9 protein-coding genes and 3 pseudogenes are annotated in these 12403 nt (G+C 65.9%); 8 read left to right on the forward strand and 4 right to left on the reverse strand.

Translation table 11 applies throughout. The features are described from left to right. Nucleotides 1-249 precede the first annotated feature (249 nt). The 3 genes from ACFVX6_RS33345 to ACFVX6_RS33355 all read right to left on the reverse strand — a co-directional run bounded on the left by ACFVX6_RS33345 (nucleotide 250) and on the right by ACFVX6_RS33355 (nucleotide 4730). Nucleotides 250-1533: a low temperature requirement protein A gene (locus ACFVX6_RS33345; RefSeq protein WP_389697851.1), complete on the reverse strand. Its 1284-nt coding sequence runs from the start codon at nucleotides 1531-1533 to the stop codon at nucleotides 250-252. Nucleotides 1534-1745: 212 nt separating this feature from the next. Next, entirely contained in the window at nucleotides 1746-2297 is a 552-nt protein-coding gene (locus ACFVX6_RS33350; RefSeq protein ID WP_389697853.1) for an EF-hand domain-containing protein, read from the reverse strand. 135 nt (nucleotides 2298-2432) lie between these two features. Next, complete coding sequence (locus tag ACFVX6_RS33355; protein ID WP_389697854.1) at nucleotides 2433-4730, reverse strand: molybdopterin-dependent oxidoreductase; 2298 nt, start codon at nucleotides 4728-4730, stop codon at nucleotides 2433-2435. 577 nt (nucleotides 4731-5307) lie between these two features. On the opposite strand from ACFVX6_RS33355, the gene ACFVX6_RS33360 reads away from it, so the two are divergent. Together ACFVX6_RS33360 and ACFVX6_RS33365 are read left to right on the forward strand one after the other, a co-directional pair. After that, a complete protein-coding gene (locus ACFVX6_RS33360) occupies nucleotides 5308-5622 on the forward strand; it encodes a DUF4259 domain-containing protein (protein WP_389697869.1) in 315 nt (104 codons plus the stop codon). Nucleotides 5623-5728: 106 nt separating this feature from the next. Further along, nucleotides 5729-6178, forward strand: coding sequence for a hypothetical protein (locus ACFVX6_RS33365; RefSeq protein WP_389697856.1), 450 nt, complete (start codon nucleotides 5729-5731; stop codon nucleotides 6176-6178). Here the strand turns inward: ACFVX6_RS33365 and ACFVX6_RS33370 are convergent. Next, a pseudogene (locus tag ACFVX6_RS33370) lies at nucleotides 6175-6315 on the reverse strand (ATP-binding protein); the annotation flags it as partial. The gene ACFVX6_RS33365 and the pseudogene ACFVX6_RS33370 sit on opposite strands and share 4 nt — an antisense overlap. A gap of 412 nt (nucleotides 6316-6727) precedes the next feature. On the opposite strand from ACFVX6_RS33370, the gene ACFVX6_RS33375 reads away from it, so the two are divergent. The 6 genes and pseudogenes from ACFVX6_RS33375 (at nucleotide 6728) to ACFVX6_RS33400 (ending at nucleotide 12255) form a co-directional block, all read left to right on the forward strand. Continuing rightward, the gene (locus ACFVX6_RS33375; protein WP_389697858.1) at nucleotides 6728-8224 is read left to right on the forward strand and encodes a hypothetical protein; all 1497 of its coding nucleotides are present in this window, start codon (nucleotides 6728-6730) and stop codon (nucleotides 8222-8224) included. Between the two features lie 137 nt (nucleotides 8225-8361). Then, nucleotides 8362-8880 (forward strand): hypothetical protein, encoded by a 519-nt coding sequence (locus ACFVX6_RS33380; RefSeq protein WP_389697860.1) that lies wholly within the window; start codon nucleotides 8362-8364, stop codon nucleotides 8878-8880. A gap of 113 nt (nucleotides 8881-8993) precedes the next feature. Next, nucleotides 8994-9334: pseudogene (locus ACFVX6_RS33385) on the forward strand (DUF5713 family protein). A 166-nt stretch (nucleotides 9335-9500) separates the two neighbouring features. Next, nucleotides 9501-10031: a hypothetical protein gene (locus tag ACFVX6_RS33390; protein ID WP_389697862.1), complete on the forward strand. Its 531-nt coding sequence runs from the start codon at nucleotides 9501-9503 to the stop codon at nucleotides 10029-10031. A 221-nt stretch (nucleotides 10032-10252) separates the two neighbouring features. Then, nucleotides 10253-11008, forward strand: a complete 756-nt coding sequence (locus tag ACFVX6_RS33395; protein WP_389697864.1) for a hypothetical protein — start codon at nucleotides 10253-10255, stop codon at nucleotides 11006-11008. 422 nt (nucleotides 11009-11430) lie between these two features. Further along, a pseudogene (locus tag ACFVX6_RS33400) lies at nucleotides 11431-12255 on the forward strand (IS5 family transposase). The last annotated feature ends 148 nt before the right edge of the window (nucleotides 12256-12403 follow it).

The raw sequence follows: 12403 nt of genomic DNA on the forward strand, positions 1-12403 counted from the left end.
GCCTTGCCGCCGGGTTGGCGTTCAGGCTGGCAAGCTTCGAGTGGCCCCTTGTCCCGGCTCACCAAACTGCTGGCACCGGACGCTGCAGCCGCCAACTCGACGCTGAAGCGCTCAGTCGCAATCACCCGATCGGTGGCCAACTCGAAGAAGCTCAGTCACTGTCAAAGCCAGAGAGTAGGGCTCGGACGGTCGTGCCGCGCCGACGGCTCGTACCAGCGGTCACGTGAACCGACCGAGCCCCGCCGATGCCTACTGTGTACCGAGCTCTTCGAGCATCTGCTGTTGGTGGCGATGGCCGATGGTTTCGTAGCCGATGACGGTGACGAATGGCGCGAGCATGACCACGAGTAGGCATACCGCGATGGCCACGCCGACGGCGGCCAGGAGGATGGCCGTGAGGAGTACGGCGATGGTGAGGGCGATCAGGAGGATGTGGAAGCGGTCGGCCGTGGACAGCAGCAGGGTGTGCAGGAGGTAGATCATCAGCATGTAGAGGCCGACCGGGATGGCGAGGGCGAGGACGACGGCGGTGCCGGAGAGTTTGGCGTGGTGTTCCATGTACAGGCCTGCCACGTGCAGCCCGGCGCCTGCTCCGGCGACGCCGATGAACAGGGGGATGTGGCCGTAGCCGAAGAGGTATCCGCGGCTGCGGCGGTGTACCAGGATGTCGCCGAACGGTGTCAGGAAGTACATCCACCACATGCCGAAGGTAAGGCCCACGCCGGCGATGACGACGGCGATGGCGTTCCAGGTCCAGTGCGTGCCGTCTCCGCCACCCAGGAGGTCGCCGGAGGAGGCGACCGTACCGACGACGCCCTCACCGAGGACGATGATCGCGAAGAGTCCGTACCGTTCGGCGACGTGGTGCGGGTGCCAGGGTGTGCCGCCTGCGGAGCCCTGCGTCAGCACCGGCAGTACGAGTTCGAGGGCGCCCAGGATGCCGAACGCGACGAAGACGGCGCTGATCGGCATGTGCACGAAGGCCACGACGATCCACCCGGCCTGGACGATTACCGTCCAGCGGATGTTGGCCATGCCGACGCCGTGGAACGACGGGGATTGCCGGGCGGCGCGCCACCACTGGAGCACCATCGCGATCCGCATCACGACGTAGCCGACAACCATGGCACGCAGTTCGAGGTGGCCGCCCTCCTCGACGGAGTGGAACATCGCGGGCAGGCCGAGCGAGAACACGACGACGCCGATCATCTGCAGCATCGTCACGGCCCGGTAGAGCCAGTCGTCGGTGGCGAAGGCAGAGGCGAACCAGCTGAAGCTGATCCAGGCGATGCTGATCGCGAACATCGCCAGTACGAACGCGATGACTGCCTGGCCGACATGTCCCTGGGCGGTCATCTCGGCGAACTGGAACGCCGCCGTGCCGACGGCGACCACGAAGGTCAAGTCGAACAACAGCTCCAGCGGCGAGGAGGTCCGCCCGTGCTCTTCAGGGTCACGGCCGGTCATGGGGACCAGCCGTCGTCGCGGCAGACCGAGGTTGCCGGACGTGCCGGTGGGTGGGAAATCATTCATGTGCAGCAGTATTTCTGACGCTTCTCGTGACCGCCCGGCCGCATTGCCGAGGCGGCGACGAAGATCTGTACCCGCCGGGGCCCCACCATGACGGAGCCTTGGAGCAGTCCTCCCCGCCGACGGCCGGGAGGCGCGCACGATGAGGTCTTCACGCCGCATGCCCACACCAGCAGTGGTGTGGGCATGCGGTCCCCGGGCCGCGTGTGGGGCCGTCAGCTGGCGACCCTGCCGAAGAGGTGGTTGGCAGGAGCGTCCGGGTCGTTGCCGTAGAAGAACTCCGTGACCGCCTGGTGGAATTCGGCACGGTCCAGCGCACCGGAGCCGTCCCGGTCCAAAGCGGCGAAGACCGCGGCGCAGTCCTCGCCGGGAACGCCGGCGACCGAGTTGAACATCTGCTGGAACTCCGCCTGGTCGATCTTGCCGTCGCCGTTGAGGTCGACGAGGTCGAAGAAGCAGTTGGTGACCGGCTCGATCTGTTCCGGGTACAGGGCGGGGTCGGTCAGGACCCGCCTGAACCCTTCGGTCATCTCCCGCAGGTCGACCTTGCCGTCACCGTCCTGATCCATCGGGGCGATCACGTTCGTCCAGAAGGCGTCCATCCCCTCGGTGAGCAGGCGGGCGGTCGCGGAGTCCGGCGCGGTGCCGCGGGCTGCGACGTAACGCTCGTTCATCATGCGGACGTCCCGCTGGGTGATGAATCCGTCGCCGTCGACGTCGGCGCCCCTGAACCACTGGCCGTACTTGAGGTCTTGAAGTGCAGTCATGAATGCGCACAGTATTCATGCCGTTACGCAGGCGCAAACGGCAAGTATGGGTGCTTTCGACGGTCTGACCGGGCTGCTACGCGCTTGACGTGGGCGTACATCGAAACGTGCCCAACGAGGCAGGAAGTCTTCGTGTCAACGTTCGAGGTTTGGTGGTGTAAAGGCGAGCACACCAGGAAGGGGATCCTTGTACAGCTCGACCTCGACCAGCGCACTGAGAGCGCTCGGCCCCTGGGACAGGCGTGAGCACGGCCGATCTGCCGTGAGGACGTTCGGATTGCCATGGCGGTCCAACGTTCCGCTCAGGCCCGGTTGGACCGGATCCCACCACGCTCCGGTGGACAGTTGTACGACGCCTGGCATGAGGTCGTCCGACAGGACTGCGCCCGCGAGGCAGCTGCCTCGGTCGTTGTAGACGCGTACGATCATGCCCTTTTCGATGCCGCGCGACGCGGCGTCCGACGGATTGAGCGTCACGGGCTCACGGCCACGGATCTTTGAACTGAGGCTGTGGCCGCCGTTGTCGTACTGGCTGTGCAGGCGCGAGGCGGGCTGATTCGAGATCAAATGCAGCGGGAATCGGTCCGCCAGATCAGCGTGAAGCCACTCCACTGGCTCGAACCACATCGGATGCCCGGCGCAGTCGTCGTAGCTGAACGAGTCGATCTCCTCGGAGAAGATCTCGATCCTGCCCGACGGTGTCGGCAGGGGGAAACGCCGCGGGTCCGAGCGGAGCGCCTCGAAGCTCCCGGGAAACGGTCCGACCAGCGCCGGCAGCTCAGCGGTGGAGCTGCGCCAGAAATCGTCGAAACTCGGCAAGTCGGCCTCGTCGCCGAGCTGGGCCCTTGTCTGCTCGTAAAGTTGCCGGACCCATTCGATCTCGGAACGCGACTGCGTGAACTCCTTCTCGTATCCGAGCCGGGCGGCCAGGGCGGCGAAGATCTGGTGGTCGGTGCGCGACTCGCCCTCCGGCTCGCGGACCTTCGGCATCGCGACGAGGTGGGGGTCGGAGAATCCGGCGGCGAAGTCGTCTCGCTCCAGTCCGGTGGCGACGGGCAGGACGATGTCCGCGAACTTGGCCGTGGTGTTCCACCAGGCTTCGTGAACCACCACCGTGTCAGGCCTCTGCCAGGCACGGGTCAACCGATGGAGGTCCTGGTGGTGGTGGAACGGGTTGCCTCCGCACCAGTACACGAGGCGAAGCTCGGGCAAGGTGAGGCGCTGGCCGTCGTAGTCGATGGTCTTGCCCGGATGCAGCAGGGTGTCGGCGATCCTCGCGACCGGGATGAAATCCGGAACGGGGTTGGACACCGTCGGTATCGTCGCCACCGAGGGGCGGCCCGGAGCAACGCCGGTCGCGTCCATCGTCGCGTAACCTGCGCCCCAGCCGCAGCCGGGCCGGCCCATCGAGCCCGCCATGGCGGCCAGCACGACGGACATCCAGATCGGCTGTTCGCCGTGGTCTGCCCGTTGCACCGCGTAGTTGACCATGATGAGCGAACGCTGGGTCGTAAGGCGGCGGGCGAGGTCGGTGAGCGCGTCACGGCTGATGCCCGTGATCTCCGCTGCCCAGGCAGCGTCCTTGGGGACACCGTCGAGCTCGCCGAGCAGGTAGGAGGCGAAGCGGTCGAAGCCGACGCAGCACCGCCGGAGGAAGTCCTCGTCGTGCCAGCCGTTGACCAGCATCGTGTGGGCGATGCCGAGCATCGCGGCGGTGTCGGTGTTGGGGACGACGGGCAGCCACTCGGCGTCAAGGAACCCGACGACGTCGCTGCGGATGGGACTGACGTTCACGAACCGCACCCCGGCCTCACGGCACCGGCGCTGCAGGTCCTGCGTCTGGTGTTTGGCCAGCCCACCAGGGTTGATCTGACTGTTCTTGAGGGCCAGCCCGCCGAACGCCACCACGAGCTCGCAGTTCTCGGCTATCTGGTCCCACATCGGCATCCGGGACTGGTAGCTCCAGGGATGCCCGCCGATCACGTGGGGGAGGATGACTTCCAAAGCCGCAGTGCTGTACGTGTTGCGCGAGTCGGTGTATCCCCCGCCTAACGCCAGGAACCGGTGGAGTTGGCCCTGCGCGTTGTGGAACGCACCTGCACTCGCCCATCCGTAGGATCCGCCGAACACTGCGCTGTCTCCGTGCTGTGAACGCACCCGACGCAGTTCATCGCTCACCAGCGTGAGCGCATCGTCCCAGCTCACCTCCACGAAGGCGTCCGCGCCTCTGGCCGTGTCGTGGGCGCGCGGCAGGCCGTTCAACCAGCCCTTGCGCACCGCGGGGCGCAACACGCGAGCGCTGTCGTCGGCGGCTGTCACCATTCCGGGGCCGATAGGCGACGGCGCGGGGTCATCGCTCGTCGGCTCAATGCGTACCAACCGGCCGGAATCGACCACCGCGATAAAACTGCCCCAGTGCGTCGCGACCGACATGCGCCGTTCCACCATGCATCAACCCCACCCTGGAAGTTTTCCCTGCTCTCGCACAGCGGCTGCCTACGTCACAGGGCCCCGTCCAGCCGACGGACCGCAGGACAGAGACTTCCCCTGATGCCCGCTGATCAACCTCACCTGTCAGCGCTTCGGCGCCAGCGCAGGGTGTGCGGACAGTGGTGTCCCTGGGCGTTGTCCCAGGCGGTCCAGGGACCGGTGCAGGCCGTCGACAAGGCGGGCTCGGCCCTGTGCGTATGCGAGGACGCCGCACCCAGAGGACGTCACCGATAGACGCCTGTCCGCTTCGGCCAGGGCGTACCCCAGGAGTGCCCCGAGCTCGGACCCACCTGGCAGATCGGCTCAAGCGCCAGATGTTCGGCTGCGCCGGCTTCCGCCTGCTTCGCAAGCGAGTACTCCTCGCTCTGTGAACGTTGTCAGCGCCTGCTGAAATGCTGTCCCCGCGCAACGAGCGACTGCCAGGAGACGAGCATGGGCACGTGGGGAACCGGACCATTCGATAGCGATCTCGCTGGCGACTTCACTGACGGGCTCAGGGGGGCTTGCTTTCCAACAGATCATCAGTGCCCTTGAGGGAGCACTACGGAAAGTCGCAGAAGCCGGCACCCGTATTGACGGTGGGGACGAAGCAGAGGCAGTTGCCGCTGCCGCACTGGTTGCTGCTCAGATCCCAGGCAGCAAGGTAGCGATCTCCCCTGAGGACCGGCCTGACGAGCCGCTGCCTCAGCTGCCGGCCTCCTTGCGTGCTCTGGCTCGCCTAGCACTTCACCGCGTCCTTGGAGACGAATCCGAGCTGGCCAAGGGCTGGGTGGACAGCAGCGACGCGACGGAATGGCGCCAAGAGGTACAGCTGATCCTTCATGCACTCGGCTAGCGCGAGCACACACAGTGCACGGATCACACAACTTGAGCCAGAACCCGAGAAGTGACGGCAGTGCCGCGTCGCTGAGGCGGACGGGGGAAGGTGCGATGATCTGTTCGTGGTGACAGAGGCCGAGTGGGCTCGGATTCGGAGGGGCCTGCGCTTCGGGCAGGTCTTCGAGGGCACTGTGGTGAAGGTTCCCCGGCCCGGTGCGATCGGGATCTTCGTGGGCATCGGCCTGAGCGTCGGAGGGTTTGTCGACTCCATGTGGCTGTCGAGCGAGATCGAGGACTGGCCAGCGGAAGGCACGGTTGCCGATTTCAAGATCTGGTGGGCTGACAGCCGCCAACAGATCCGGCTGATGCCGTGCGATTCTCGGTATCTGCGGAACGACTTCACAGCCTTGGTCGAACACTTCCGCCCAAATTGGTCATCCGACGTCGGCCAGCCCGTGCCTGACCCAGAGCCTGCGCCCCCGACGATTAGCGGACCGCGCTTCGAGCTGATGGGCTGTCGGCCAATTCCCCTTGAGGCTGGAGAGGTGACCGACGGCCCTGGCGGGAGCTAGCTGGCCGCGGCTTCGGCGCGTGCTCGCGTGCTGGCGAGGCGGTAGGAGTCGGTTCCGGTCTCGATGATGGTGCCGTTGAAGGTGAGGCGGTCGACGATGGCCGCGCAGAGGCGCGGGTCGGTGAACGTCTTGGTCCAGCGGTCTGGGGCTGGCACATGTTCCTTTTCATGGATCGACGCTGCCACCGGCCCGTATCCATCTTCTGCTGTCCTCGCTGGTCTTCACAGTCGTGCCCGGATTCTCCAGGTGCTGCCTTGATCGGTCAGGTGCGAGGAAGGTGTGCCGGTTTGGCCGACAAGACCCGAGAGGGAGGGCCAACTGAGTGCCGCCGTACCCGGCAATTCTTCCCACGATGATCCCTGACAGCGCCAGGTAGTCAGACCCCGCTGATAGCGTGCCACGACCAAACCACGTGACCATGGAAGGGCTGGCGCAGTGCCGGAAGCGACACCCCGCGACGTCAACGGTGAGCGACTGACGCGGGCGCTTGAGGACATACGCCCGCGTACCTTCAGCCGGTGGCATTCCATACAGTACGGCAGTCTGTCCATGGGCCTCCTGCGCGAGATGCGTGATGAACTCCTCGACCATGCGGCAGCCAGGATCGCCACCGGTACCTCCCCCGACGAGCAGCTGCGCGACGTCCTGCACACGGCCGCAGAGTGCTCGCTCGGCCTGCTGAGCTGGGGCTGCTTCCCCAACGGACAGCAGGAGATCCTCTTTCCGCTCATCGGTGAGAAACTCACCAGTGAGGACAAGGACTTCGGCGCGGTCGTCGGGGAAGCACCGACGGCCCGGTCATGGGTGGAAGCCTTCACGATTTCCCTGGTCAGCGGGCGGCTGTGGGACTACCGGCGGGTGATCGGCCTCCTGCTGCGGGAGGACTATGCGCTCGCGATCCATGATGGAGTGCCCTACTCGCCGTTCGACTCCGTGTCGCTCTTGGCGGACCTGGCACAGATGGATGCGCTGAGCCGTTACCTGACCCCGCCGTCGGGCCACCCGCTAGGCAGCGGGCCAAAGGTGCCCCTTTGTATGCCTGACGCTGGCGTGCGCGCGGAAGCAGCGCAGCGTCTCGACGACGCAGGGGCCACCGCCCGCCCGGAGTGCCGGCCCGAGGAGGAGATCGGGGCGTTCGTCCTCCTCAACGACGGGTTCGTCATTTCCTGGGTCAGCGCCTCCGGCTTGGTCCGTGGGCAACGAAGCCGGACCACGTCTGCACCGGAACCTCGCGTGGCCCGGTACACGCGCGAAGGCGCGTGCCTCTGGTCCACGCCCATCGTGCTCGGTGCGGTGTCGTTCCCGGGTGTGGTGGACATGGGAGTCCGCAATGGATGGGAGCTCCGGCCGCGTACTCCTTGGGTCCCGGAGGAGATCGGCGTGGACCACAGGGAGCCATTGCTCGTCTCGGCCGACCGGATCGCAGCCACCTTCACCGACACACGGGGCGGTATCGGACGGACGTTCTTCCTCGACCTGAACAGCGGAGAGACCATCTCGGCCACCTCTCCCGCTCCCACAGGCCGAAAGGCGATAGCTGGCCCTGGCCAGTTCCTGATCGGATCCCAGGGCTACGGCGCGTTCACAACCGGCCACTTCGGCCGCGACGGCACCGAAAGCGCGCGCTGGGCCAGCCACGGGGCCATGCTCGTTGACAAGAACGGCAGCGCCAGCGGCCCCGAGCTCGAAAACCGCCTGCCCTCGCGATCACGCTTCCGGCGGCTCGCAGCGGACAACACCCTCGTGGACGGGCCAGCGCTGACCGGTTACTACACGTCCGACCCCGCGATGGACTGCGAGGGAACCACGGTGTTCTGGCGCGACGGCAAGCTACTCGCAGTGGGCACGGACCTCGCCGCCCACGAGCTGTTCGCCATGGACGACAGCCGATCAGTCATCGGTCGTGCGCTACTTCTGAACGCCGGCAACGTCGTTGTCTCCCTGGACAACGAGGTCCTGGTTTTCCGTACACCGCTCGGCCCTCTGGCAGAGGGCCCCTGGCCGTGCGGGGAAGGGAACCTCCGGGGCAATCCCCTGCTCAACTGAAAACGCCGGCGCTCCGCCGGAGGAGACTGAGGCTGAGCATGAAGTCGCGTCGAGGTCGCGCGAGAACGGGTCTTTTGAGGGACTGTCAACACAAGCATGGGCTGAGGGTTGTCATACCCCGCTTTTATGCTCGCCCGATGACGTCTTACGAAGGCACCCACCCCACTGTTCTCGTGCAGGTGGGCGACCGGCACGCACAGATCGACGAACAGCTCGCACCCACAATCCAGGCGACGTGGGAGTGCGGGTTCGACACCTTCACCTGCTGCCAGGACGTGGGCGAGAGCAACGCGGACTGGCCGGAGAAGCTGCCGCACATGGCGGAGTGGGTGAAGTCCAGGCGCGGCCGGATACTCGTCGACTTCCCGGTCGACAGCGGCCTCGCCTTCCTCTCGGCCGTGGCGAATGCTGGCCCGCGGGACGCGTTCTACGTACGGATGACGCACTGGGCGGCTCCGGACGCGTGGGACGTGACGGTCAAGCCGATGGACGCGGCGATGTTCAAGGAGGAGCTGACATCGCGGTTTCGCCTGCAGCTGCTCCAGGTGAGCTTCCCTGCGTACGATCTCCCGGAACTGACCCGGCGCCTCCGCGAGCACGCTGCGGACCGCTCGGTATCGCCCGCCCCCACCGACTGGAGCACCGTCGGCCGATAGGGCCTTTTGTGAAAGTTCCGGTCGCGTGGGGTCTGGCGTCCACAGCGGGCGTCGTTGTCAGTGGTGCAGTGCATGATCGGCACGTCAGGTCTTCGCGGAGGTAGGAAAGCGCCATGCCGGTCGCAACCCAGCAGGTAGCGGGACACACGTTCCTGCGGCAGATGTACGACGACTCATATTTTCCAGATCGCGTAGTCGACCAAGGGAAGGCGATACTGCTACGGCTGTGCGAACGAATTGAGACCGAGAAGCCGTCCGATCTGGGGACCCTGTATGCGCTCACCCAGGCTGCGACGGAAGAGTTCAACCTGCTGGACAGGGAGTTCGTGGCGGCCGGAAGCGGGATCGAGACGGCTGCACGGGAGTGATCTGTGACGAGTTTTGTTTCGTCGCGTCGGCGTACGGGTTCACAGATGCGGATTCGGAGGAGCTGACCGCTGGCCGGGACTGGTGAACGATGCCGGGACCGCGCCCTCGACGTCTTGAGAGCCTCGTCCGCAACCAAATCCAATGGACAGTCCAGCCACCGCGGCCGGGCCTGACCAGCGCCGCACAACCCGGTCGGCCTGGTGAGGGTAGGTTGATCACCAGTTGGCCAGAGGCCCTGGGGAGGAGTTGCTGTGACAAAGATCGAGGTCCCGGGTCCTGAGCCGGACTGGCAGCCGGCGACGCAACCGCCCTACTACACCGGCAAGAACCCCGCCAACCAGTACAGCGTCTGGGAGCACTCCGCTCCGCTGTTCCAGATGATCGGAGCGCTGGCGCTGCCGGTACAGCCCATTGCTCAGCGGCTACGTCTGCACGTGGAGCGGTCGTGGGACGGGCTCGACGAACTGGACGTCGTTCTGTTCCGGCTGGAGGGTTTCAGATTCGCGATCAGCAGGCACGACGGCAATCCACTCGGCGTCTCGTACGTCTGGCTCACCCAGCCGCACGAGCGGGCCGACACGGCCCTGGACACCCTCGTGACAGCAGTCGGGATCGGCGAGGACGCCGTCGCGTTCCGCGGCGATGCTCATGATTTTCGGGCAGAGCGGATCGTCACATCACCGGAGACCGGCTCACCTGCCACGGTTTCCGCCGTCACCTTGCCGGCCTCACTGTGGGCAAGATTCCGCCGTGCCATCGGCACGACATCAGTCGCCCAGTAGTCGGCTCCGAGGAACGGGCAAGTCCGACGGGCGACGCCTGCTGAGTGACCGGAGCATTGGCAGTGCAGCGTCACGCCATCAGCCCTCTGTGACATTTCCGCAGGCCAGCGGACTAGGCGATCTAGTTGGCCCCTGTGCCCATCGTGCTTGGCACCACGCCCGGGTCGGCCCGGTGGGTAGGCCCCGTTGGAACGCGAGGAGGCCCCCTCTACCCTGGCCCGATGATGGATGCGGATGCGCGTGATTTCCGGGTCGGCGACGTGTTGTCGGTCGCCTGTCCCTTCACGCCGGCCAGAGTTGAGCAGGGCGTGACCTGGGACTATGTGTCCGTGCGCTGGCCGTGGTGGGAAATTGACAGCGACAGCGACTTCTTCCACTGGAACGGCGTCGTTGCCTTGGGCGTGGAGACTGGCGAGTACGTCGCGCCTGACGTGCAGGCGGAACTGTTCCGTACCGAACCGCCGCCCCAACATCTGAAGGCAGGAGACGTCTGTCGGGTTGGAGTGCCACCGACCGTGGTCCACGTGACGGCCGTAGATCACCATGACCCGCCCCTTGAGACGGGCTGGTTGCCCCGCCCGCGACAGACGGTGGCGCTGCTGCGCCGCGGCGTGTCCTACCGGGAGTATCCGGATGGGAGCCATCTCGACGGCTCGGGATACACCATGCATCCCGACGACGGGATCCCCTTCGGCTTCGAACTGTTGATGCGGCCGTACGCCCACCTCGACCTGGGTGACGAGGTCGCCGACGCCACTGGCCGGGCATGGCGGTTCGACGGCCCCTGGGAGTGGACGCCCTTCGATGGCGAGCCAGTCTGCACGGGACCAGGGTGGCCACTGGTCCTGCTCACCCGCGCAGGAGCGCCATGCTCCATCGAGCAAGCCAAGGCAGTGGCCACGAGCACGGTGAACGGTTCACACCAGGACGCGGTCCGAGACTGGATGTCACTCACGGAGGCCTCCCCGACGCCCTGACCGGCGGCGGCGCCTCAGCCGTCGCCTTACTGAGCACGGACCGTCCATATCAGCCCTGTGGTATTTCCGCAGGTCACCGCTGTCCGTGATTAGCGTTCTAGTTGTCCCTCGGGGCCAACGGGGGTTCTGACCGCTCTTCCGTGATGGCTACCACGCGACTTACCAAACGCCCCCGTCAGAACAAAACGCCCTTTAAGGGGGCGTTTAGCCCAGATCTGCGTGGTTATATGCCGGTCTGGGCTTCGCTTACTCTGGGGCTGTTGAGGCTGGCGTGAGTGGTGGTGCGTGAGTCGTGATTCCGCCGCCGTGTTGGCCTAGCTGCTCCTGTTTCATCCCAAGACGCCGCGTTGTGCGCCGTGTGCTTCGGGCGCCGGTATCTCTGCGCCCGGACCCGCCAGGCCGTGGGTGGGTAGCTCGGAATCATGCCTGAACGCCGTCGATACCCGAGCGATCTGTCCGATGCCCGGTGGGAGTTGGTCGAGCCGGTCCTGACCGCGTGGCGGTCCGAGCGCCGCGGCCGCGGCCTGGACATCGGCCGGCCACCCGACCACGACCTGCGCAGCCTGGTGGACGCAGTCCTCTACGTGAACCGGACCGGGATCTCCTGGCGCTACCTGCCGCACGACTACCCGCACTGGAACACCGTCTACGCCTACTTCGCCCGCTGGCAGGAAGAAGGTGTCTTCGACCAGCTCAACACCCTCCTACGTCGGCAAGTCCGCAGGCAGGAAGGCCGCGAGGAGGAGCCGACGGCGTGTGTCATCGACTCCCAGAGCATCAAAACCTCGACCAACGTCCCCGCCTGCGAGCAGGGCATCGATGCCGGGAAGAAGATCGTCGGTCGCAAGCGGAGCATCGTCATCGATACCGTCGGCCTTCTCCTGACGGTGCTGGTCACTGCCGCCAGCGTGCAGGACTCCATCGCCGGCCAGACCCTCATCGAGCGAGTCGCCGCCGACCATCCCACCGTCCGCAAGACCTGGGTCGACAGCGGCTACCGCCAACACCTCGTCGAATACGCCGCAACCCTCGGCATCGACATGCACATCGTCCGCCGCGACACCACCACCAGGGGATTCACCGTCCTGCCCCTCCGGTGGACCGTCGAGCGAACCCTGGGCTGGCTCATGAATCACCGCCGTCTGGCCCGCGACTACGAAGCACACTCACACCGCTCCTAAGCCATGATCAACCTCATGACCCGCAGACTCACCGCCGAATCCACCCCCAGCTGGCGCGGCGCATGAACCACCCTCAGCCCGGCAATCCGGGATGAAACAACAGGATGAAACGCCCTCTAAGAGGTCGTTTTCGTCCGATGTTTCATCCCGGAATCACATGTTCTGTGGTCTTCTTCGGGTCGCGCCAGGAGATGGTGTTCTCGCTGGTGAGGCG

Origin of the sequence: Streptomyces sp. NPDC058289 (genome assembly GCF_042880975.1) — a bacterium.
Lineage (GTDB): Bacteria > Actinomycetota > Actinomycetes > Streptomycetales > Streptomycetaceae > Streptomyces > Streptomyces stoeckheimensis.